We start from the raw sequence: 22,902 nt of genomic DNA, 5'->3' as shown, positions 1-22,902 counted from the left end.
GATGCCCCTTCGTGACGCGAAGGGGCATTCATTTTATGCTTCGACCATATTCATCAGGTTAGCCATTTCATCTTTTACAGATTGAACCTGGGTGCCAATGACAACCTGGAGATTGTGCTGGTTCAGCTTTACCACGCCAATGGCGCGATTGGCTTTCAGCGCGTCGACATCCACCAGCGACATATCTTTTACCGACAGGCGCAGACGGGTGATGCAGTTGTCGAGCGAAACAATGTTCTCCGCGCCGCCCAGCGCCGCCAGTATCGCCGGCACGTTATAGCCTGATTTACCCGGCGCGCCAGCCTGCAGTTTTTCCTGCACGTTCGCAGTTTCAATATCGCGGCCCGGCGTTTTGATATTCCAGCGGGTGATGGCAAAGCGGAAAATCGCATAGTAAGCCACGAACCACACCGCAGCCACGACCGGCACCATATACCATTTGGTAGACAGGCCGTGCAGAATGCCGAACACCACAAAATCGATCACGTTGCCGTCGGTGTTGCCGATGGTCACGCCCAACACCGCCATCATGGTAAAGCCCAGGCCGGTCAGCAGCGCGTGGATTAAATACAGCAGCGGGGCGACAAACAGGAACAGGAACTCCAGCGGTTCAGTGGTGCCGCCGACCACGCAGGCGATCACGCCGGAAATCAGCAGACCTTTAATCTTGTGACGGTTTTCTGGGCGCGCGCAGTGATACATCGCCAGCGCCGCGCCCGGCAAGCCGCCTAAAAAGGCCGGCATTTTCCCCTGGGAGAGGAAGCGGGTCGCACTCTCTGAGAAACCGTGGGTTTCCGGGCAGCTTAGCTGGGCCTGGAAAATGGTCAGCGCGCCGCTCACCGTGTGGCCGCAGACGTCCATGGTGCCGCCTGCATCGGTGAAGCGAATCAATGCCACCAGAATGTGCTGCAGGCCGAATGGCAACAGCAGGCGCTCTCCGGTACCGAACAGCATCGGGCCAAAATCACCGGCGCTATTGATAATATGGCCGAGCCCGTTAATGCCCATGGCGAAGAACGGCCAAATGAGCGGGACCACCAGGCCTACCAGGCCCATCACAAAGGTCGTCACGATGGGGACAAAGCGGGTACCGCCAAAGAAGGCCAGCGCATCCGGCAGACGCACGCTGTGAAAACGTTCGTGCAGCAGCCACACGATCACCCCGGCGATGACAGCGCCGAGGATCCCGGTATCGATAGACTGAATACCAAGGATGCTCTGAATATTGTTAGCTTTCAGAATTGCCGGATCGCTGGTGGGTAAAATGCCTTTCGCGGTCAGCCAGAAATTCACTGCCAGATTCATCACCGCAAAGCCAACAAAACCGGCAAATGCAGCAACGCCTTTATTTTCGCGCGCCAGCCCTAGCGGAATGGCAATACAAAACATGACCGGCAGGAAGCTGAACGCGAAAGAACCGATTTTGCTCATCCAGACGAAGATGGATTGCAGCACCGGATTTGCCAAAAAAGGCATCAGGGTGGTGACGTCGTGGCTGCTCAGAGAACTGCCGATCCCCAGCATAATGCCGCAAAACGAAAGCAGAGCGACGGGCAACATAAAGGTCTTGCCCAACTGCTGAAAGAATTCCCATAAAGTGATTTTTGGGGTGGCTGATGTCGCCATAGCGGCTCCTTGTTAAACGCCAGTGTTTGATGATGCAGCGCAAGATAAAACGTTTTATCAAATTTTAATGAGCAGCCAGTCACAATTTATCACTGAGAAACATTTATAATAATCCGATATTGATAAAACGTTTTATCGACAGTCAGGAGCGCCTGCCGGATGATGCAGGAAAAGAAAATTACCATAAACGATGTGGCGCTGGAGGCGGGCGTATCGGTTAGCACCGTTTCGCTGGTACTCAGCGGCAAAGGCCGCATCTCGGCGGCGACCGGGCTGCGCGTTAATGAAGCCGTCGAAAAACTGGGATTTGTACGCAACCGCCAGGCCTCGGCGTTGCGCGGCGGGCAAAGTGGGGTAATCGGCCTGATTGCCCGGGACGTCTGCCATCCTTTCTATGCGCAGCTGATCGCCGGGCTCACCGATGCGCTGGAAAGGCAGGGCAGGATGTTACTGCTCAGCCAGAGCGGACAAGACGGTCAGCAGATGCTGCACTGCTTTGATACTTTATTGAATCAGGGGGTCGATGGAGTGATTATCGCGGGCGCAGCCGGCATGGGCGCGGAACTGCGTGAAAAGGCGCAGCAGAGAGAGATTCCGCTGGTGTTTGCTTCGCGCGCCAGTTACCTCGATGAAGCCGACACGCTGCGTCCTGATAACCTCCAGGCAGCGCAGATGCTCACCGAACATCTGATCAAGCAGGGGCACCAGCGTATCGCCTGGCTGGGCGGCAACAGCGGTTCGCTAACCCGCGCCGAACGGCTCGGCGGTTATTGCGCCACTCTTTTGCAATACGGTTTGCCTTTTCACAGCGAATGGGTGGTGGAGTGCGAAAACAGCCAGAAGCAGGCCGCGGAGGCAATCAGCGCATTGCTGCGCCACAACCCCACCATCAGCGCGGTAATTTGTCATAACAGTACCATCGCCCTGGGTGCCTGGTTCGGGTTGATGCGCGCCGGGCTGCAAAGCGGCGAATCAGGGCTGGAAAGCTACTTTGACCGCAGCGTAGCGTTAGGCGCGTTTACCGAATTATCAGACGATAAGCTGGAAGATATTCCCGTCACCTGGATGGCGCTACCGGCGCAGGAGATGGGGCGTGAAGTCGCAGAGCGCATGGCTCACCGGATTGAGCACGGCGATGAAGCACACCGGCATCACGTACTGGCAGGCAGGTTAATAAAGCGTAAATAAAAATGGCCTCTCGCGAGGCCATCTACAGTTATTGCTGCGGTACGGCAGCAGGCGGGGTCGCCGGAGCAGGAACCGGGACAGGCACCGGAACCGGGACGGGTACCGGCACGGCATCGCCCGGTAAGCCAAACATACCAACGAACTCGCCGAGCGGCATTTTCTGGCCGTTGAGGGTTACCTGACCATTACCGTATTGCAGGCTGGAGACAATGTTGTTGTCTTCCATTGAGGTGATGCGGAACATCTGCCCCATGGCCGCCAGGCCTTTCACCTGCTGGGACGCCAGTTTCTCGGCCTGGTCCTCCTGATAACCTTCCAGGCGGGCGATCTGGGTCATAAACTCGGTGGCCATATCCACCGGGATCACCAGTTTGCTTTCCAGCGATTTCACAACCCGGTCGAGCTGCTGTTCCGGTGTTGTGGCAGGGGTAGTGTTAGCGGAAGGATCCTTCAGGAACAGCGACAAATTGAAAGAACTTTCACCTTTGTCGTTTTTCCAGCTCAGCGGGGCGACGGTCACTACCGGGTCGCCTTTCAGCAACAGTGGGAAGTTAGCCACCAGGATTTCTAACGCTTTCTGCTGATACAGTGCCGGATTATCCTGAACTGCAGGATCGGTTAACAGCCCCTGAATCTGACCATTATACTGCTGGCTAAACTGATGCCACGCCTGGCCGTCAATCCCGCCGATTTTCACGGTGAGTTTGCCGCTGCCCAGGTTCTGATTCTGGACCTTCAGCGCATCCATCACGTAGTTGATTTCGCTGTCGATTTTCTTCTTGTCCTGGCCGACGTCAGATTTCGCATCCAGATGCAGCCCGTCAATCACCGCCATCTCTTTGCCTTCGACCGCCACGGCAAATTTTTCAATCGACAGTTTCTGTGCGCCGACACGCTCGTCAAATTCGGTCAGTTTGCTGGAGCCGTCGGACTTCAGACCGTTAAAAGTCATCTGTACCCGCTGGCCGTATTCGTTGACCGCGCTGACCAGACCGCTCTGCGCATCGCCTTTCAGACTGATTTCGTTGCCTTCACCGTCGGCGTCAAGATTAAATGTGCCGCCGCTAAACGCCACTTTCTCTTCGGCCTTTTCGTAATTCAGCGCCGCAAGTGTAATCTCGGAAGCCGTGCTGCCGTTATAGCCTACGCGGGTTTGGGAATCGAATACCGACTGGCCTTTGGTCATGTCAAACAGCGGTTTTGACGCCTCGTTATTGACCAGCGTCGTGCGCACCGAAGCCATCGATGGGATCACATTAAGCTTTTTCAATTGGGCGAGCGGGAAGGGGCCATGGCTGACGTCCTCATTAAACACCACGCTTTGACCAGGCTTAATCAACGGACTGGCAACGCCCTCGATGGGTTTCACTACCAGTTGCAGGTGGCTGGAGAATACGCCGCGCTGATAATTCTGATAGCCTAACTCAACGCCCGCCTGTGGCGCGCTGCGTTTCAGTTCGCTGTTGGCGTTAGCGATCATGCCAGCAATCCGCGATTCGAGTTGTTTGCCGGTGTACCAGGACGCGCCGGTCCACACTACGCCCAGAGCAACAATCACACCGACGGCAACCAGAGATTTTTTCATAATTGTTTATCCCTAAAAAATAAAGCCAGACGACTTCTCATCGTCTGGCATGATGAATGACGTGCTGGATAAAGCTTAGCAACGCATTTCTAAAAGATCAGTAACTTAGTTGAGCTTATTATAAACCCGAGCTAAACGGCCATTGCCACTGATGCCAACAGGGGAGTCGGCGGCGCTGATAAAGGCAGATTCACCCGCTTTAAGCGTCAACGTCTGAGCTTCTTTACTGACGGTCGCTTCGCCCTCCACGCAAAACAGGATAGCAGCGCTTTGCTGGCTTAGCGTGGCAGGTTCGGCAGTCAGGTCATGCAAAGAGAAAGCAAAGTCCTCAACCGGGATCGGGAAGTCCAGCGTATTGCCGTCGCGCGTCGGCGCGGTCAGCAGGGTGTCGGCGGCGCGCGGGGTGAATTTCACGTTCGCCACCAGTTCCGGGATGTCGATGTACTTCGGCGTTAAACCGGCGCGCAGCACGTTGTCAGAGTTGGCCATCACTTCCAGCGCCACGCCTTTCAGGTATGCATGCGGCGTTTCGGCAAACAGGAACATTGCTTCGCCCGGGTTGAGTTTCACCACGTTCAGCAGCAGCGGAGAAAACAGGCCGCTGTCGTCCGGGTAAAACTCTGAAATTGTACGGATAGTCTGCCAGGGCTCGCCCTGCTGGCTATTCAGCGCCGCTTTCAGCACCGCCAGCGCCCGGGATTTTTTCTCGCCTTCCATACTTAGCAAGCCGGCGAACAGCTGGCTCAGCCGCTCTTCATTGGGGTTTTCCAGAAAATGGGCGATAGCGGTATGCGCGCCCGCCACCGGTTGTAGCAGGGCGATAATGTCAGAAAATTCGCGGAAGGCGTTCATCGCCAGGAAAGGGGTTAACGCGAACACCAGTTCCGGCTTGTGGTTGGGATCTTTGTAATTGCGTTCAGCCGCGTCCAGCGGGATGCCCGCGGCATTTTCTTTGGCGAAGCCCTCTTCGGAGGCCTGCTTGTTAGGGTGAACCTGGATAGACAGCGGCTGGTCGGCGCACAGCACTTTAAACAGAAACGGCAATTCGCCGAAGCGCGTTGCCACCGCGTCGCCCAGCAGGGCTGACTTATCTGCATCAATCACGTCACGCAAAGCGTGAAGGCTACCGTCCTGGCCCTCAATTTTCGAACTGCTTTTCGGGTGCGCCCCCATCCATAATTCTGCCATCGGCAGGTTTTCAGAATTGGCGATGCCGTACAGCTCCGTTAGCGCAGTTTTGCTACCCCAGGCATAGTTTTGCACTGAGTTTATGAGTTTTTGCATGATTAAGCCTTTAACAAGGTGGAATTAACTTGCTGTATTAAACCAACAATTCGCGGTGAAGTAACCCCGGATGGTAAAAAGTCGTCTTTGTCTCAGTTTTTGTTAAAAAATTGTGTAGCATGTCAGCACTCGCTTTTGCACACGGCACATGGACAATGTGCTGAATGAATAATAGTTAAACTTAGGCTGTCAGTGAGAGAACAATGTCAAACAAACCCTTCCATTATCAGGACCCCTTTCCGCTCAAAAAGGATGATACCGAATACTATCTGTTGAGCACCGATCACGTTAGCGTCAGCGAATTCGAAGGCCAGGAGATCGTTAAAGTCGATCCGCAGGCCCTGACCCTGCTGGCGCAACACGCCTTCCATGACGCGTCGTTTATGCTGCGTCCGGCCCATCAGCAGCAGGTGGCGGATATCCTGGCCGACCCGGAAGCCAGCGAAAACGACAAGTATGTGGCGCTGCAATTTTTACGTAACTCAGAAATTGCTGCCAAAGGTATTTTGCCGACCTGCCAGGACACCGGCACCGCGATTATCGTCGGGAAAAAAGGCCAGCGTGTCTGGACCGGCGGCGGGGATGAAGCCGCGCTGGCGCACGGCGTTTATAACACCTATATCGAAGATAACCTGCGCTACTCCCAGAATGCCGCGCTGGATATGTACAAAGAGGTGAATACCGGCACCAACTTACCGGCGCAGATTGACCTCTACAGCGTGGACGGCGACGAGTACAAATTCCTGTGCATCGCTAAAGGCGGCGGTTCGGCAAATAAAACCTATCTGTACCAGGAAACCAAAGCGCTACTCACCCCAGGCAAGTTGAAAAACTGGCTGGTGGAGAAAATGCGCAGCCTGGGCACCGCAGCCTGCCCGCCATACCATATTGCGTTTGTCATCGGCGGCACCTCGGCAGAATCGACCTTAAAAACCGTCAAGCTGGCGTCCACCAAGTACTACGACGGCCTGCCGACCGAGGGTAACGAACACGGCCAGGCGTTCCGCGACACCCAGCTTGAGAAAGAATTGCTGGAAGAAGCCCAAAAACTCGGTCTCGGGGCGCAGTTCGGCGGCAAATACTTTGCCCACGACATCCGCGTGGTGCGGTTGCCGCGTCACGGCGCGTCCTGCCCGGTGGGCATGGGCGTTTCCTGCTCGGCAGACCGCAACATCAAAGCCAAAATCAACCGCCAGGGCATCTGGATTGAAAAACTGGAAAACAACCCAGGCAAGTACATCCCGAAAGAACTGCAACGCGCCGGAGAAGGCGAAGCGGTGCGCGTGGACCTTAACCGCCCGATGAACGACATTCTGGCGCAGCTGTCGCAATATCCGGTATCTACCCGCCTGTCGCTCTCCGGTACCATCATCGTGGCGCGTGATATCGCCCACGCCAAACTTAAAGAACGCATCGACAATGGCGAAGGGCTGCCGCAGTACGTGAAAGATCACCCGATCTATTACGCCGGCCCGGCCAAAACCCCGGAAGGCTACGCCTCCGGCTCGCTCGGCCCGACCACCGCAGGGCGCATGGACTCCTACGTTGATCTGCTCCAGGCCAATGGCGGCAGTATGATCATGCTGGCGAAGGGCAACCGCAGCAAACAGGTTACCGACGCCTGCCACAAGCACGGCGGCTTCTACCTGGGCAGCATCGGCGGCCCGGCGGCGGTGCTGGCGCAAAGCAGCATCAAGAGCCTGGAATGCGTCGAATACCCGGAGCTGGGTATGGAAGCGATCTGGAAAATCGAAGTGGAAGATTTCCCGGCGTTTATCCTCGTGGATGACAAAGGCAACGACTTCTTCGCCCAAATCCAGTCATCGCAGTGCGCCAGCTGCGTGAAATAACTGTTTTTACCGCCTCTCATTCACGGGAGGCGGTTTTTCCCTTCGTTAACCGCACTAACCAGCAAACTGAACTACCTTCTTAATCAATACTTAAAGCGTCAATTTTCTGTGAGTCATGTCGGCTTGATAACTTTCTTGTTAAGGAGACATTGAATGGCAACCTATCGTAGTGAAAGTGATTCCATGGGCGCGATTGATGTGCCTGCCGATAAACTGTGGGGCGCGCAAACCCAGCGCTCGCTGGAACACTTTCGCATTTCAACGGAAAAAATGCCGACGGCGCTGATCCACGCGCTGGCGCTCACCAAACGCGCAGCGGCAAAAGTGAATATGGATTTGCAGCTGTTGCCGCAGGAGCGGGGCGAGGCGATTATCTCGGCGGCGGATGAAGTGCTTAACGGCCAGCATGCAGGCGAGTTTCCGCTGGCAATCTGGCAAACCGGATCGGGCACCCAGACCAACATGAACATGAACGAGGTGCTGGCTAACCGGGCGAGCGAGCTGCTGGGCGGCGAGCGCGGCATGGGGCGCAAAGTTCACCCGAACGATGACGTGAATAAAAGCCAGAGCTCCAACGACGTGTTCCCCACGGCGATGCACGTGGCGGCGGTCATCGCCCTGCGCGAACAGCTGATCCCGTCACTTAACCAGCTCACCGCCACCCTGAAAGCCAAATCCAGCGCCTTTAGCGATATCGTCAAGATTGGCCGTACCCACCTGCAGGACGCCACGCCGCTGACCCTCGGGCAGGAAATCTCCGGCTGGGTGGCGATGCTGGAGCATAACCTCAAGCACATCGAACAGAGCCTGCCGCACGTAGCGGAGCTGGCGCTGGGTGGTACGGCGGTGGGTACCGGGCTAAATACCCATCCGGAGTACGCCGAACGGGTGGCTAACGAGCTGGCGGCAATCACCAACCAGCCGTTTGTCACCGCGCCGAATAAATTTGAAGCGCTGGCGACCTGCGACGCGCTGGTTCACGCCCACGGCGCTCTGAAGGGGCTGGCGGCCTCGCTGATGAAAATCGCCAACGATGTGCGCTGGCTGGCCTCCGGCCCGCGCTGCGGCATCGGTGAAATCACCATTCCGGAAAACGAACCGGGCAGCTCGATCATGCCAGGCAAAGTTAACCCGACCCAGTGCGAAGCGCTGACCATGCTGTGCTGCCAGGTGATGGGCAACGACGTGGCTATCAACATGGGCGGCGCGATGGGCAACTTTGAGTTGAACGTGTTCCGTCCAATGGTTATCGACAATTTCCTCCAGTCGATACGCCTGCTGGCAGACGGGATGGACAGCTTCGATCACCATTGCGCCACCGGGATTGAACCGAACCGCGAGCGCATCGACCAGTTGCTCAACGATTCACTGATGCTGGTAACGGCGCTCAATACCCATATCGGCTACGACAAAGCGGCGGAAATCGCTAAAAAAGCCCATAAAGAGGGGCTGACCCTGAAGGCGTCCGCCCTGAAACTGGGTTACCTGACGGACGCCGAATTTGACGCCTGGGTGCGCCCGCAGGATATGGTTGGCAGCATGAAGCCTTAACGGGCGAGATAAAGGTGCAGGCGGGGGATCAGCAGTTCCAGCGGCTCCGCCTGCGGCTTATGCCGGTGCTGAACGTGTTCGGCATCGTAATTCAGCAGCTCGCCGATTTCCGGCACCGGCGTTCCTGGCTCATCCGAACACAGCACGATCAGCGGCGACGGGCAGGCGATTTGTACCTGCTTTTGCTGCGCCGCATACCACACGCGCGCCACCGGCTGCACTTTAACCGGACGCTTGATTTTGAAGCGCGCGGCTTCCGGCAGTGAGGCGATAGCGTGATACTCCTGCTCCACCTTTTCGCGCCACTGCTCTTTGCTCCACGGAGCCACCGCGCGCGGCGACTTCAGGCTTTTCTCCAGCATCGCCAGCACTTCTTCCCGGGTGAAATTCTTAATAAAATGCTTATTGGCCCAGCCGAAACGGATTGTCGCCGGGTTCTCCAGCACCGTAATTTGCCGGTAGGCATTTAACGTGATCAGGCCGGGCAGGTAGTGATGCACCCATTCAAAGCGCTGCGCGGGCGTCAGGCCGGACTCCACCGCCACAATCTCCGAGAACTGCGTTTTAAGCTGATTAATGTTCTGGATGGTTTCCAGTAGCTGCTGGCGCTGGGCCGCGCTCACCGCGTAACAGATGGCGCCGGGCAGGCGCAGGGCCGCTTTGCTGCTGCGATTTTCCGACTGCTGCTGGATAAACAGATGGGTAAAGTGGCGCATCGTGGCGTCGTGAGCTGCTTTACTCAGTAGCTGAGTCACGCTGATTTTTTCCAGCGGATCGTGCTCTTTGCCCTTATCGACGGGGGGAAGGGCGAACACCCTGGCGCTGAGCCGGCGGCAGGGTTCGAGCATCTCCTTAAACCCGAGCAGCAGATGTTCCATTTCCTGAAAGGTGGACGTAAGACGTTGGGCAAGATCGTAGCGCATAGCGGATACCCTTAGTTACAACATACTAACAGGTATAGCACGATTGTCGGTACGTGACCACTGTGTTACACGTCAGGTCTGGCAGTGCCGGACCTGACGCGTTGGCAATTACGAACGTGGCGCGCTGACGGTTCAGATCCCGGCAGCTTCTTGCGGAACGTTCCGGAAGCTGATGGCCAGACGGTTATAAGCATTGATAAGCGCAATCGCCATGGTCAGATCGGCCAGTTCCTTATCTTCAAAAACTAAAGACGCTGCCCGGAACGCCTCATCCGGCACATGGGTTTCTGCAACCCGAGTGACAATCTCCGCCCATGCCAGCGCTGCTTTCTCACGTTCGGTAAACACGTTTCCGGCTTCTTCCCATACCTGGACCAGCGCCAGTTTTACCGGACTGAATCCCAGCTCGATTAAGTCGCGAGTGTGCATATCAAGGCAGAATGCGCAGCCGTTAATCTGGCTGACCCGCAGATTGACCAACTCAACCAGCGTTTTTTCCAGGCCGCACTGACCGATGTAACCATACACGCTACCGAAGGCTTTCACGCCCGCCGGGGATGTTTTTGAATAATTAATACGCTGTGTCATTGCTGTTTTCCTGGTGATTAAGTGAAGCAGCAGAGTAGCAGTTGCAGATACAAAAAAAAGAACCAAAAATGACGGTTTATACTGTACCAGGCCGCTAAATAAACACGACTCTTGTGTGGGAGCGGCCAGCTAACAAGGAATCGGCAATGCCCGCAAAAAAGCTGAATCTTCACGTTGACCGCTCCGCGCGCGTTTCGCTATCAGAGCAAATCCGTATCGGCATTACCGAAGCCATTCTCAATGGTGTACTTACCCCAGGTTCACGGCTCCCTTCCTGGATAGATCTTGCCGTGCAGTTAGGCGTCTCCCGGGGAACGGTGAAAGCGGCCTATGAGCGGCTTGCCGACGAGCAACTTGTTATCTCATCGCGCGCGCAGGGCACTTGCGTAGCGCAATTCCTGCCTGCCCGTAGCCCGGCGTTAACTCATCCAGATCCGCTTCCCGGCTCCTCTTTATACCAGGAGTTCTTTTTCCCGACCGGTGACTTTCAGATGGGGATTCCTGCGAGCGATGCATTCCCTTCGAGTCTTTTTTCCAGAATGTTGTCGGCTTCAGCCCGAACCTTTATGAACCTGCCCCAACGCTATTCCGATCCACGAGGCGAGCCTGAACTTAAACGGGAAATTGCCGCGCAACTGGTGCTTTCCAGGGGTATCAGATGTCATCCATCGCAGATATTTATTACTGCCGGTTTTACCGGTGCGCTGGGCGTCATCTTGTATGCTCTGGGTCTACGGGGGCAAAGGGCCTGGGTGGAGAACCCCGGCTTTCCTCCGGCACGGAGAGCGCTGGAAATAGCCGGATTATCTCTGGTCCCGGTGCCGGTAGATCGTGAAGGCATTGATGTCAGTTATGGCATGGAGTATGCGCAGCAAGCGGCGCTGGCTCTGGTCACCCCGGGCCAGCAAGCGCCACTGGGTATGACCATGTCCCTTGAACGCAGGGAACAACTTCTGGCATGGGCGGCAAATAACCGCAGTTGGATCATTGAAGATGATTACCTTGGCGAGTTGCAGCTTGCCCGCCGTGCTGCGCCCGCTCTGGCTGCAATGGATAACGAGGGGAGGGTGATTTATGTCGGATCATTCAGTAAAACCATCAGCCCGTTTCTCCGGCTTGGCTTCATGGTGGTGCCGGCAGTTCTGGTTGAGGGTGTGGCTGACGTGGTGGCCAGCCTGGCTCCGGCCCCCGACCCGGCGCTGCAGATGGCGGTACGCACTTTCCTCAAGGAAGGGCATTTTTTACGGCACCTGCGCAAGATGAAGCGCACATATAGCGCCCGCAGCGCAATCATGGTCGATGTGCTTAAGCAACGGGGTTATGACGCCGATATTAATGGGCTGTCGGTTCTTTTACACCTGAAAGAAGGCGTTAATGACCGCGCGATTGCCCGACATGCCAGTCGCCATGGGTTTGCACCCTCTCCGCTGTCGGCATGGTATAACGACGGGCATCCCGCGCGGGAGGGGCTACTGCTTGGGCTGGCAACGGGTGGCGAAGAACAGATTCGCCAGGCTTGCGAAGGGCTGGATCATATCATTCGACAGCTTTACTGAAGATGAAGCGGCCAGCTGAATTCAAACCGCGCGCCGCCGAGTGGGCTTTGTCGGGCTGCCACACTACCGCCCATCGCCACCGCTACGGAACTGACAATCGCCAGCCCCAGCCCGCAGCCCCCGGTGGCGCGGTCACGGCTGGGGTCGAGACGCACAAACGGCTCAAATACCCGGTTGCGTTCGTTTTCTGGAATGCCGGGGCCATCGTCATCCACCGTCAACACGCCCCTGAAGCCATCGCTGGTGAAACGGATTTCAATACGCTGCTGGCAATAGCGCAGCGCATTATTCACTAAATTGTCCAGCACCCGCGCCATCAGGCGCAGATCCAGCAGGCTTTCGCAGGGTGTGCAGGGCAGCAGCGTCAGGGTTTTATCCGGGCGCAGCGCCTGCAGGTCATCAACATGGTTTTCCAGCCAGCCGGCTAATTCCACCGGTTTGAGATGCAATTCGTTTTGCGGGCGGTCAAGTCGGGCGTAAGTCAGCAATTCGTCAATCAGCGCTTCGAGCTGGCCGATATCGCGGTTCAGGGCGGCGCTTTCGGCCTGCGACAGATTATCGCTCATTTCCAGCCGGTAGCGCAGCCGCACCAGTGGAGTGCGCAGCTCGTGAGCAATGCCGTCAATGAGCTGTTTTTTACTGGCAATCAGGGTATTGATGTTGTCCGCCATCTGATTAAAAGCCACGCCGAGCCGTTCGAAACTTGAGGCATCGTCAAAATGGATGCGTTCATCCAGATGGCCCTCGCCAAAACGCTGCGCGGCAGATTCCAGTTTGAGCATCTCTTTCCAGTGCGGACGCAGCCAGATAAACACCGGCACGGCCAGCGAAAAGGCGATAAACACAATCAGTGCCACGTCCAGCAGGCGCATTTGATGCATAAAATAGAGATACGGCACAGGACCGACCGCCAGCACATAGTGGCTGCGGGGAATGCGTTGGATAAACGTATATTCATCATCCAGCGCCACGATTTCCCCGCTGCGCAGGCGCTGTGCAGGCTGGGGGGCGAGATGATAATGGTTCAGGGGTTCAATGCGCAGATCGAAAGAGAGGTTGAAGTCGAGTTGCTTAATGGTTTTGTTCCAGTCGCGCGGCGGTATTTCCCGCAGCTCGCTACGCATTAAGTACAGCGAGCTTTTCATTAAATCATCCAGTGACTGCCGTCCGGCACGTTCAGCGGTGAATTTATAGACCAGGCCAACCAGCATCGTCATGACTAAAAAACAGACGAATAGCAGCAAATAAAACTGGATAAAGAGCTTCTTCATACGGCCATCTTCGCTTAATCCGCTGTTTCCCAGGCGTGAGGGGCAAAAAGATAACCTTTATTGCGCACGGTTTTTATCCGGTAAGGCTCAGTGGCACTGTCATTGAGCTTCTTTCTCAGCCGTGAGATAGCAACGTCCACGCTGCGATCCAGCCCGTCATAACTCACCCCGCGCAAATTTTTGAGCAGCGCGTCGCGGTCCATAATATTGCCGGCGTGAGTCGCCAGCTCCCAGAGCAGGTCGAAATCGGCGGTTGAGAGCACCACATTCTGCTCGCCCAGCCGCACCTGGCGGTTGAGCGGGTCGATACACAGCGTGCCGAAGTGCAATGCTTTGTGCGGTGAACGCGGGGTGGCAGGTTCAGGGGACGCCGTACTCAGGCGCTGGCGTAAATGCAAACGCAGGCGGGCAAGCAGTACCGCAGGCGGGGTGGTTTTCAGAATATAATCGTTGGCACCCATTTCCAGCGCCAGGATGTGGTTCATATCGCTGTCCAGTGAGGTGAGCAGCACGATCGGCCCCTGCCATAGCGGGCGCAGGTCGCGGCACAGGCTCATGCCGTCTTTTCCCGGTAGCATAATATCCAGCAGTACCAGATCCGGCTGCTGTGCCAGAATAACGTCGATGGCCCGATCGCCGCGCGTCTCCAGCAGTACCTCAATATCATGCTTGCCGAGGTAGGCCGCAATCAGCGAGCCTACCTCGGGATCGTCTTCGACAAATACAATTTTGCTCATAGACCGGCGCTTATCGATCAAAAAAAACAGGTTACACCTTCAGCGCGCCGGGTTCCATTAACGCCGGGTAAACCACTAGCGAAGATGGCGTCCGCCGTCCACCGGGAAACTGCGCCCTGTGACGTAACAGCTGGTCAGCAGATATTCCACCAGGTCGATAACTTCTTTCTCACCCGGTTCTGTTTTCATCAGCGATTTATTCAGCGCGCGTTGCCGGTAGGCGGCGTCATCCAGCTCGTTAAATAAGATCAGGGACGGCGCAATGGCGTTAACTTTGACTTCCGGGGCCAGCTTACGGGCGAAGGAGCGCGTCATATTGTCCAGCGCCGCCTTACTGGCCGCATAGGCGATATGTTTTTCGCTGCCGCGCTCCACCACGTAATCGGTAAAGTGAATAATATCGCTGGCCGCATGGCCGTGGCCGCGCAGCAGAGATTCAAGCGAAAGATTGATTAAATAGGGCGCATGCACATGCACCTGCATCATTTCGGTGATCACATCCCCGGAAATCGGCCCGGCCTTTTCGGTTTGCCAGGCGCTGGCGTTATGAATGATGGCACGCAGGCATGGCGTCAGTTTCTTTACCTGTTCCGCGAAGTCCAGGATGCCTTCATCGGTGGAAAAATCAGCCTTGATGCATTCCGCCCCCATCTCCGCCAGCACGTCGATGGCGGGATAATGGGCGCGATAGCTGACGATAACCGGGTGCTTTTCAGCCAGAAAATGGTGGGCAAGGGCGAGCCCGATACGGCGGCCGCCCCCGGTAATGAGAATTGGTCGGTGTGGTGATTTCCCCATAAAGTAACCCTCGTCAGTAGGTCATGACGAAGATGGGGCGTTTACCCCATCAGCATCCATGTGGCTGGCAAAGCGGCAACCAGTAATAAGCCTATCAGCAATTTTTCAGTTTGCTTAAGCACGATATTGTTGTCGTGCGTGCGGCGGGCATACAGGAACACCAGCAAACCTGGTGCATACAGCACCACGGAAAGAAGTAGGTGCATCGGGCCAGACGCATACAGCAACCATAACCCATAAATGCAGGCACCGACACCTACCGCGGTATGAAGCGGACGGGTGGCGACTTTGAGCAGATAAGCGCCGACCAGGAAGTAAGGCACCAGAATCATCTCTGAGGCGATGGTCAACAGGGTGTTGTAATCCGAACCGGTAGCCCAGATCAGCACCAGGCACAGCTGAATGCTGATATTGGTCAGCCACAGCGACGCCGACGGCGCGCCGTTTTGATTCTGGCGCGCAAAAATACGCGGGAAGGCTTTATGGGTCGCAGCCAGCAGCGGCACCTCGGCGGCCATGATCGTCCAGCTCAGATACGCCCCGCACACCGAAACAATCAGCCCGGCGGCAATAATCACTTCGCCCCACGGCCCCATCATCTCTACCATCAGGCCCGCCATCGACGGGTTACGCATCTGCGCCAATTCAGGACGGGCGATCACCCCTAACGACAGCAGCGTCACCAGCAGATACACCGCCAGCGCGGCAAAAACCGCCAGCAGCGTAGCGCGGCCCACGTCACGCTTGTTGCGGGCGCGCGCTGATACCACTACCGCACCCTCCACGCCGATAAACACCCACAGGGTGATCAGCATGGTATTTTTCACCTGTTCCCATACCGGGACGCCTAACGCCACGCCGGTAAAGTCGAGGCTAAAGGTCGGCAGCCGGAAGGCGATAACCGCCAGGAAAATAAACAGCCCCAGCGGCAGCAGCTTCGCCAGGGTAGCGGCCAGGTTAATGCTGGCGGCAGTTTGTACGCCACGCAGTACCAGCCAGTGGACAAACCACAGCAATACCGACGCGCCGACGATAGATTGCCAGGTATTACCATCGCCGAACAGCCGCAGTTCCGGCGTATCGGTAAAGAAACTGAGTGCCGAAAATACGATCACCAGATAAGAGACGTTGGCGATCACCGCACACAGCCAGTATCCCCATGCCGAGCAAAAACCGATTAACTCGCCAAAGCCTTCACGGGCGTAGGTAAAAATGCCGCCGTCGAGGTCGGGACGGATACGGGTCAAAAGCAACATCGCCATCGCCAGCATCAGGATCCCGACGCCGGTAATCGCCCAGCCAATCAACAGCGCGGCGGGGCTGGCGACCTGCGCCATATTCTGCGGCAAACTGAAAACGCCCGCGCCCAGCATCGAGCTTAAAACCAGCGCGGTTAATGCGGTAAGGCCCAGTTTTTTATCCATAGGAGTCCTGTTTGAAAAATAAGGCCGATCCAGAATAATTATACCGCCTGGGCGCATAACCATGGAGGATCGCTCTGAGGCGCGCGATTCTACGGAGTGCGAAGTCAGCTTTCAATGATGTATCACACAAAAAATTACGCGTATTAAAAAAGGCAGCCATGGGCTGCCTTTGAAAGCGTAGTCGAGACGCTTATTTGAAGAGGTCGGCGCTGATGGTAATGTTGCCGCCGCGCTCCTGCCACTGACGCGTAATGTGATAATACTTCGCGCCTTTTTTCGCGGCGCGTTTCGCCACCTGGTAGGAAATTTCGGTCATGTTGCCGTAGTTGCCCGTGAACTTCACGCTATCAAACGGCACCATTTGTGCTGCGGTGATTTTGTTCACTTCTTCGATTTTTGTGCCATCCGGCAGAGTGACAGTGTAACGGCCACCTTTGGACGACTGGGTTTCAAAGAAGCGGCCCACGTCGCTGCTTGGCGAAGCGCTGGTTGCCACGCCCGGGATTTCAACCTGTTTAGCAGCTTCACCGCCTGCGGCAATGGCTGCGCGACCGGCATCGGAATCCGCAGGGATGGCATCCGGGCTTTGCAATACGCGTTTTTTGGCATCTGCTTTATAGACAAAGGCCGTAATGCGCTGGTTGCCGCCCTGGTTAGCATCGACCTGGCGAACGATATAGAACGACGCGGCGTCTTTGGCTTTCGCGGCTTTGGCGATGGCTTCATTGACTTCTGGCTGGCTACGATAGAAGCCCTGAACGGTCACGGTATCGAAAGGTTCCAGAGCAATCGCCTCATCCTTCGGCAGCTCCATTACGCCCGCGATCACACGGTTTTTAGGTGCTTCTGCTTTTGGTGCATTTTCATGGTAAACGTCTGCAATGACGCGCCAGTTGCCGCTGTTGCCAGTGTCATTCGTATCAACGATATAAAAGGAGGCGGCGCCAACGCTATCGGCTTTACGCGAGATGGCTGTCGCCGCCTCGTTGATTGCGTTGAACCTTCCCGTGATGGTGATACGGTCAAAGGGTTTCAGCGCGGCTGCCTGCTCGGGCGTTAACTCGGTGGCAGCCTGTGCGGACAACGCGCAGAGCGACAACACAGCAGACACCAGAAGGGAATTCTTGAGCTTCATAAACATTAATCCTTTGCCTTGCGCAAAAATGAAAACTGATATTGCATGCTAAAAACCGTCAGCCGCTGATTATTGCATTGAAAGGACGTTATTGTCTGCGCCATTTTTGTCATCTGGTGCGCCAGGCAATATTTCGGGTAATAACCTGCCGTTATGGATGCAAAAATAGCCGCCTGACCGGAATAAATGATAAAGCTTATGACTTTTAGCGTTAAATTGATGTTAAAACAGCGATTTGGCGCGGCGTAGAATCATGTTTTGTCGCTGCAATAAAGCGTAAAATCGGCCTTCCGGAAGGAAAACCAGATAAAAAAAGCTATCAGCACCGGTATTCACTTCCGTTTTACCGATTAACCCATAAATTCAGTAGATCGAATCTGGATCACAGTCGTTATTTTCAGTAGGTTATAGAAAGTTTGTTACAAAGATATTTTTCTGTGGTTTAAGCGGCGCTAAAAACGGCTGCTTGCGCCAAAGTTAAATGGGCAAACCATCATTAAAAAACCGATGGAAGGGAATACTATGCGTATTGGTGTACCAAAAGAGCGGTTGGCCAATGAAACCCGCGTCGCAGCAACGCCGAAAACGGTGGAACAGCTGCTGAAACTGGGTTTCACCGTCGCCATTGAGCGCGACGCGGGCAAACTGGCAAGCTTTGATGACGACGCGTTTGTACAGGCAGGCGCGGAAGTGGTGGGTTCCGATGAGATCTGGGCATCGGACGTTATATTAAAAGTTAACGCCCCCACCGAACAGGAAATCCCGCTGCTGAATCCGGGGACCACGCTAGTGAGTTTTATCTGGCCCGCGCAAAACCCCGCATTGCTGGAGCAGCTGGCGGCGCGCAACGTCACCGTGATGGCGATGGACTCCGTGCCGCGTATATCGCGCGCCCAGTCTCTCGACGCCCTGAGCTCGATGGCAAATATCGCGGGTTATCGCGCGATTGTTGAAGCCGCGCATCAGTTTGGCCGCTTCTTCACCGGGCAGATCACGGCGGCAGGCAAAGTCCCGCCAGCAAAAGTGATGGTGATTGGCGCAGGCGTTGCCGGTCTGGCGGCGATTGGCGCGGCCAACAGCCTCGGCGCTATCGTGCGCGCCTTCGACACCCGCCCGGAAGTCAAAGAGCAGGTGCAGAGTATGGGCGCGGAATTCCTTGAGCTGGATTTCAAGGAAGAAGCGGGCAGCGGCGATGGCTATGCCAAAGTCATGTCTGAAGCGTTCATCAAGGCTGAAATGGCGCTGTTTGCCGCTCAGGCGAAAGACGTCGACATTATCGTTACCACGGCGCTGATCCCCGGCAAACCCGCGCCGAAACTGATCACCCGGGAAATGGTTGATTCCATGAAGCCGGGCAGCGTGGTGGTCGATCTGGCGGCGCAAAACGGTGGCAACTGCGAATACACTGTGCCAAACCAGATATTCGAAACCGCCAACGGCGTCAAAGTGATCGGCTATACCGACCTGCCGGGCCGTCTGCCGACCCAGTCATCCCAGCTCTACGGCACCAACCTGGTTAACCTGCTGAAACTGCTGTGCAAAGAAAAAGACGGCAATGTGGTCATCGATTTCGACGACGTCGTGGTGCGCGGCGTAACCGTGATCCGCGACGGCGCAGTCACCTGGCCGGCGCCGCCGATTCAGGTTTCCGCCCAGCCGCAGGCGGCTAAAAAAGTCGACGCGGCTCCCGTTGAGCCGCCGAAACCGGCCTCGCCGTGGCGTAAATACGCCCTGATGGCGCTGGCGATTATTCTGTTCGGCTGGCTGGCGGATGTCGCCCCGAAAGCCTTCCTCGGCCACTTCACCGTGTTCGCCCTGGCCTGTGTGGTGGGTTACTACGTGGTGTGGAACGTCTCCCATGCGCTGCATACGCCATTGATGTCGGTGACCAACGCCATCTCGGGAATTATCGTGGTGGGCGCGCTACTGCAAATTGGCCATGGCGGCTGGGTGAGTTTCTTAAGCTTCATCGCCGTGCTGATCGCCAGTATCAATATTTTTGGTGGATTCACCGTCACTCAGCGCATGCTGAAAATGTTCCGGAAGAACTAAGGGGTAACACATGTCTGGAGGATTAGTCACAGCTGCATACATTGTTGCCGCGATTCTGTTTATTTTCAGCCTGGCCGGGCTGTCCAAACATGAGACGTCCCGTCAGGGCAACATGTTTGGTATCGCCGGTATGGCGATTGCGCTGGTTGCCACCATTTTCGGACCGGATACCGGCAACGTGGTGTGGATCATCGTCGCCATGGTGATTGGCGGCGCGATCGGTATTCACCTGGCGAAGAAAGTCGAAATGACCGAAATGCCGGAGCTGGTGGCCATCCTGCACAGCTTCGTCGGTCTGGCGGCGGTGCTGGTAGGTTTCAACAGCTATCTGTATCACGACGCGGGCCTGGAGCCGATTCTGGTCAACATCCATTTGACCGAAGTGTTCCTGGGCGTGTTTATCGGCGCGGTGACCTTTACCGGTTCTATCGTGGCGTTTGGCAAACTGCGCGGCAAGATTTCGTCTAAACCGCTGATGCTGCCGAACCGTCACAAGCTGAATCTGGCGGCGCTGGTGGTCTCGTTCCTGCTGCTGATCGTGTTTGTGCGCACCGAAAGCGTGGGCCTGCAGGTACTGGCGCTGCTGATTATGACCCTGATCGCGCTGGCTTTTGGCTGGCACCTGGTGGCGTCTATCGGCGGGGCGGATATGCCGGTGGTGGTGTCGATGCTTAACTCTTATTCCGGTTGGGCGGCAGCGGCGGCGGGCTTTATGCTCAGCAACGACCTGCTGATCGTCACCGGCGCGCTGGTGGGCTCTTCGGGTGCGATCCTGTCTTACATTATGTGTAAGGCGATGAACCGCTCGTTTATCAGCGTGATTGCGGGCGGCTTCGGCACCGACGGTTCTTCCACTGGCGAAAGCGACGAAGTGGGCGAGCACCGTGAAATCAGCGCGGAAGATACTGCGGATATGCTGAAAAACTCCCACTCGGTGATCATCACCCCCGGCTATGGCATGGCGGTGGCGCAGGCGCAGTATCCGGTTGCGGAAATAACCGAACGACTGCGCGCGCGCGGCATCAAGGTACGTTTTGGCATTCACCCGGTTGCGGGCCGTTTGCCGGGCCATATGAACGTGCTGCTGGCGGAAGCTAAAGTGCCGTATGACATCGTGCTGGAAATGGACGAAATCAACGACGACTTCGCCGATACCGATACCGTTCTGGTTATCGGCGCTAACGACACCGTCAACCCGGCGGCGCAGGACGATCCGCGTAGCCCTATCGCCGGTATGCCGGTGCTGGAAGTGTGGAAAGCGCAAAACGTTATCGTGTTTAAACGTTCGATGAATACCGGCTACGCTGGCGTTCAGAACCCGCTGTTCTTTAAAGAAAACACCCATATGCTGTTTGGCGATGCCAAAGCCAGCGTGGATGCGATCCTTAAGGCACTGTAATTATCAGCGCAATCACTAACCGCTCTTCGGAGCGGTTTTTTTATATCTTTTTTCAATGGTTTTGATAAATACATTTCTTTTGAGCGGCTAACAGGGAACTTTCCTGAAAATAAATCGCCATAATGTCCTTTTTTATACATCGAGCTATTCAGTGGAAACAATTTCTGTGATGCAGGTTGCATTGACATAAATAATACTCAGGAGTAGATTTCTTTTCCGTGGGACCGCTACCATGGAAAACAAATAATGGACAAAATAATTCAGATTGCCGATCGCATTTATGCTAATTCTTTTAATCAGGCGTTGCGCGATAAATTAACGGCGCGAGTTGTTAATGGATGTCAGAGAATTAAAGCTCCTCGTAAGCAGGGATGGGATGAATCAGATGTGGTCCTTATTACCTATGCGGATCAATTTTCTGCATCAAATGAAAAAACGCTAAAAACATTCGGGCGGTTTTATAATGATTATCTCGCCAGCGCTTTTCCCCTGGTGCATTTCTTGCCGTTTTATCCCTGGACATCCGATGATGGATTTTCCGTAAAAGATTATCACCAGGTTTCTCCTGACTATGGCGACTGGTGCGATATCAATATTCTCAAACATTCCACGCGCCTGATGTTTGATTTTGTTTGCAATCATATGTCAGCCGAAAGCGAATGGTTTAAAGGCTATCTTAATCACGACCCTGAATATCAGGACTTTTTTATTGCTGTCGATCCCGACGTGGATTTATCCGCCGTCACGCGTCCCCGGGCACTGCCGCTATTAACGCCATTCACCTTTGCGAATGGCGAGACAAAACTTGTCTGGACTACCTTTAGCGCAGACCAGGTTGACCTCAATTTCGCCAACCCTAACGTTATGCTGGCCATGGTGGACGTGCTGATCCACTACCTTGAGCAGGGAGCCGATTATATTCGCCTGGACGCCGTAGGCTTTATGTGGAAAACCCCCGGCACCTCCTGTATCCATCTGGAAAACACCCACCTGCTGGTGAAGTTATTCCGCGCCATTGCCGATAAGGTCGCACCGGGTACGATTATTGTGACTGAAACCAACGTGCCCCATAAAGACAACGTCTCTTACCTGGGCAACGGCGACGATGAAGCGCATATGGTGTATCAGTTCCCGCTGCCGCCGCTGGTGCTGCATGCCATTCGCACCCAGTCAGTGAGCGTCCTGAAAAAATGGGCCAGCGTGCTGCCATCGAAGGGCGACGGACGGACCACCTGGTTTAATTTTCTCGCCTCCCATGACGGCATTGGCTTGAATCCGCTACGCGGAATCATTGGCGAACAGGACATCTTAGCCCTGGTTGAGATGCTGGAAACGGATGGCGCGAAGGTTAACTGGAAAAATAATCCCGACGGCACACGTAGCCCTTATGAATTAAACGTGACCTATATGGATGCCCTGACGCCGCCCGACTGCGATGACAATGAACGACTGGCGCGGTTTGTCCTGGCTCATGCTTTGTTATTAACCTTTCCTGGCGTTCCGGCAATTTACATTCAAAGCGTGCTGGGTTCACGTAATGATTATCAGGGCGTGGAGCGCCTGGGCTATAACCGGGCAATTAATCGTCAAAAATACCGCGAGGCGGAAATCGAACGGTTAATTGCGCAACCTGAAAATTTACGCGCGCGCACGCTGGAAACATTAACGCAACTTATTGCGGTTCGCCAGCGTCATCGCGCCTTTCATCCCGACAGCGAATTCAGTATTAATGAAAAATGTCACGGCGTGCTGGAAATTATTCGAGGCAACGCGCAAGAAGGAAAAATCACCGCGCTATTTAATTTCACCGATCGGCCTCAGTCATTATCATTAGAGCAGGGGCAATATAATGAATTAATCCGCGGGGAGTTTATTAATGGTAAAGCAATAACGTTAGGTCCCTGGCAATGTCTGTGGCTTAGCTAATACAAAAAG

General features: G+C 55.3%; 17 protein-coding genes. 7 read left to right on the top strand and 10 right to left on the bottom strand.

Features of this window, described 5'->3' with window-relative positions; translation table 11 throughout:
* Positions 1-33: 33 nt before the first annotated feature.
* Complete coding sequence (gene malX / locus FND52_RS17390) at positions 34-1,626, bottom strand: maltose/glucose-specific PTS transporter subunit IIBC (protein ID WP_144132150.1); 1,593 nt, start codon at positions 1,624-1,626, stop codon at positions 34-36.
* Positions 1,627-1,785: 159 nt separating this feature from the next.
* Here malX and FND52_RS17385 point away from each other — a divergent pair, with 159 nt between their 5' ends.
* Positions 1,786-2,814, top strand: a complete 1,029-nt coding sequence (locus FND52_RS17385) for a Mal regulon transcriptional regulator MalI (protein ID WP_144132146.1) — start codon at positions 1,786-1,788, stop codon at positions 2,812-2,814.
* 28 nt (positions 2,815-2,842) lie between these two features.
* Here the strand turns inward: FND52_RS17385 and FND52_RS17380 are convergent, their stop codons facing one another.
* Both FND52_RS17380 and manA read right to left on the bottom strand, forming a co-directional pair.
* Complete coding sequence (locus FND52_RS17380; RefSeq protein WP_125293410.1) at positions 2,843-4,399, bottom strand: YdgA family protein; 1,557 nt, start codon at positions 4,397-4,399, stop codon at positions 2,843-2,845.
* A 105-nt stretch (positions 4,400-4,504) separates the two neighbouring features.
* A complete protein-coding gene (gene manA, locus FND52_RS17375; protein WP_125293409.1) occupies positions 4,505-5,683 on the bottom strand; it encodes a mannose-6-phosphate isomerase in 1,179 nt (392 codons plus the stop codon).
* A 203-nt stretch (positions 5,684-5,886) separates the two neighbouring features.
* On the opposite strand from manA, the gene fumA reads away from it, so the two are divergent.
* Together fumA and fumC are read left to right on the top strand one after the other, a co-directional pair.
* Positions 5,887-7,533: a class I fumarate hydratase FumA gene (gene fumA / locus FND52_RS17370; protein WP_125293408.1), complete on the top strand. Its 1,647-nt coding sequence runs from the start codon at positions 5,887-5,889 to the stop codon at positions 7,531-7,533.
* 153 nt (positions 7,534-7,686) lie between these two features.
* A complete protein-coding gene (gene fumC / locus FND52_RS17365) occupies positions 7,687-9,084 on the top strand; it encodes a class II fumarate hydratase (protein ID WP_125293407.1) in 1,398 nt (465 codons plus the stop codon).
* Here fumC and tus read toward each other — a convergent pair.
* Both tus and FND52_RS17355 read right to left on the bottom strand, forming a co-directional pair.
* The gene (tus, locus tag FND52_RS17360; protein ID WP_125293406.1) at positions 9,081-10,007 is read right to left on the bottom strand and encodes a DNA replication terminus site-binding protein; all 927 of its coding nucleotides are present in this window, start codon (positions 10,005-10,007) and stop codon (positions 9,081-9,083) included. The two genes, fumC and tus, sit on opposite strands and share 4 nt — an antisense overlap.
* Positions 10,008-10,139: 132 nt before the next feature.
* Positions 10,140-10,595 (bottom strand): carboxymuconolactone decarboxylase family protein, encoded by a 456-nt coding sequence (locus FND52_RS17355; RefSeq protein ID WP_125293405.1) that lies wholly within the window; start codon positions 10,593-10,595, stop codon positions 10,140-10,142.
* 146 nt (positions 10,596-10,741) lie between these two features.
* Here FND52_RS17355 and pdxR point away from each other — a divergent pair, with 146 nt between their 5' ends.
* Positions 10,742-12,151, top strand: coding sequence for a MocR-like pyridoxine biosynthesis transcription factor PdxR (pdxR, locus tag FND52_RS17350; protein WP_144132143.1), 1,410 nt, complete (start codon positions 10,742-10,744; stop codon positions 12,149-12,151).
* Here the strand turns inward: pdxR and rstB are convergent.
* The 5 genes from rstB to ydgH form a co-directional block, all read right to left on the bottom strand.
* Entirely contained in the window at positions 12,145-13,422 is a 1,278-nt protein-coding gene (rstB, locus tag FND52_RS17345; protein WP_125293403.1) for a two-component system sensor histidine kinase RstB, read from the bottom strand. The genes pdxR and rstB overlap by 7 nt on opposite strands.
* Before the next feature lie 14 nt (positions 13,423-13,436).
* On the bottom strand, positions 13,437-14,159 hold the full coding sequence (gene rstA, locus FND52_RS17340) for a two-component system response regulator RstA (protein WP_125293402.1): 723 nt from the start codon (positions 14,157-14,159) through the stop codon (positions 13,437-13,439).
* A gap of 75 nt (positions 14,160-14,234) precedes the next feature.
* The gene (folM, locus tag FND52_RS17335) at positions 14,235-14,957 is read right to left on the bottom strand and encodes a dihydromonapterin reductase (protein WP_144132139.1); all 723 of its coding nucleotides are present in this window, start codon (positions 14,955-14,957) and stop codon (positions 14,235-14,237) included.
* A 41-nt stretch (positions 14,958-14,998) separates the two neighbouring features.
* On the bottom strand, positions 14,999-16,381 hold the full coding sequence (locus tag FND52_RS17330; protein ID WP_144132136.1) for an amino acid permease: 1,383 nt from the start codon (positions 16,379-16,381) through the stop codon (positions 14,999-15,001).
* A 190-nt stretch (positions 16,382-16,571) separates the two neighbouring features.
* Positions 16,572-17,516, bottom strand: coding sequence for a DUF1471 family protein YdgH (gene ydgH, locus FND52_RS17325; RefSeq protein WP_125293399.1), 945 nt, complete (start codon positions 17,514-17,516; stop codon positions 16,572-16,574).
* Between the two features lie 522 nt (positions 17,517-18,038).
* On the opposite strand from ydgH, the gene pntA reads away from it, so the two are divergent.
* From pntA to FND52_RS17310, 3 genes are all read left to right on the top strand, one after another.
* Positions 18,039-19,568 carry a Re/Si-specific NAD(P)(+) transhydrogenase subunit alpha gene (gene pntA, locus FND52_RS17320; RefSeq protein ID WP_144132133.1) on the top strand — a complete coding sequence of 510 codons (1,530 nt, stop codon included), beginning with the start codon at positions 18,039-18,041 and terminating at the stop codon, positions 19,566-19,568.
* 10 nt (positions 19,569-19,578) lie between these two features.
* Positions 19,579-20,967, top strand: coding sequence for a Re/Si-specific NAD(P)(+) transhydrogenase subunit beta (pntB, locus tag FND52_RS17315; RefSeq protein ID WP_125293397.1), 1,389 nt, complete (start codon positions 19,579-19,581; stop codon positions 20,965-20,967).
* Between the two features lie 246 nt (positions 20,968-21,213).
* Positions 21,214-22,893 (top strand): sugar phosphorylase, encoded by a 1,680-nt coding sequence (locus FND52_RS17310; protein WP_144132131.1) that lies wholly within the window; start codon positions 21,214-21,216, stop codon positions 22,891-22,893.
* Positions 22,894-22,902 lie beyond the last annotated feature (9 nt).

This window comes from Atlantibacter subterraneus (assembly GCF_007570865.1).
Taxonomy (GTDB): domain Bacteria; phylum Pseudomonadota; class Gammaproteobacteria; order Enterobacterales; family Enterobacteriaceae; genus Atlantibacter; species Atlantibacter subterraneus.
This window is presented reverse-complemented; position numbering and strand designations above follow the sequence as displayed.

Coding starts and splice junctions, on each gene's coding strand:
- fumC (WP_125293407.1), top strand. CDS start 7,687: ATGGCAACCTATCGTAGTGAAAGTGATTCCATGGGCGCGATTGATGTG.
- tus (WP_125293406.1), bottom strand. CDS start 10,007: ATGCGCTACGATCTTGCCCAACGTCTTACGTCCACCTTTCAGGAAATG.
- FND52_RS17310 (WP_144132131.1), top strand. CDS start 21,214: ATGGACAAAATAATTCAGATTGCCGATCGCATTTATGCTAATTCTTTT.
- FND52_RS17385 (WP_144132146.1), top strand. CDS start 1,786: ATGATGCAGGAAAAGAAAATTACCATAAACGATGTGGCGCTGGAGGCG.
- fumA (WP_125293408.1), top strand. CDS start 5,887: ATGTCAAACAAACCCTTCCATTATCAGGACCCCTTTCCGCTCAAAAAG.
- ydgH (WP_125293399.1), bottom strand. CDS start 17,516: ATGAAGCTCAAGAATTCCCTTCTGGTGTCTGCTGTGTTGTCGCTCTGC.
- FND52_RS17380 (WP_125293410.1), bottom strand. CDS start 4,399: ATGAAAAAATCTCTGGTTGCCGTCGGTGTGATTGTTGCTCTGGGCGTA.
- folM (WP_144132139.1), bottom strand. CDS start 14,957: ATGGGGAAATCACCACACCGACCAATTCTCATTACCGGGGGCGGCCGC.
- rstB (WP_125293403.1), bottom strand. CDS start 13,422: ATGAAGAAGCTCTTTATCCAGTTTTATTTGCTGCTATTCGTCTGTTTT.
- malX (WP_144132150.1), bottom strand. CDS start 1,626: ATGGCGACATCAGCCACCCCAAAAATCACTTTATGGGAATTCTTTCAG.
- FND52_RS17330 (WP_144132136.1), bottom strand. CDS start 16,381: ATGGATAAAAAACTGGGCCTTACCGCATTAACCGCGCTGGTTTTAAGC.
- manA (WP_125293409.1), bottom strand. CDS start 5,683: ATGCAAAAACTCATAAACTCAGTGCAAAACTATGCCTGGGGTAGCAAA.
- pntA (WP_144132133.1), top strand. CDS start 18,039: ATGCGTATTGGTGTACCAAAAGAGCGGTTGGCCAATGAAACCCGCGTC.
- pdxR (WP_144132143.1), top strand. CDS start 10,742: ATGCCCGCAAAAAAGCTGAATCTTCACGTTGACCGCTCCGCGCGCGTT.
- FND52_RS17355 (WP_125293405.1), bottom strand. CDS start 10,595: ATGACACAGCGTATTAATTATTCAAAAACATCCCCGGCGGGCGTGAAA.
- rstA (WP_125293402.1), bottom strand. CDS start 14,159: ATGAGCAAAATTGTATTTGTCGAAGACGATCCCGAGGTAGGCTCGCTG.
- pntB (WP_125293397.1), top strand. CDS start 19,579: ATGTCTGGAGGATTAGTCACAGCTGCATACATTGTTGCCGCGATTCTG.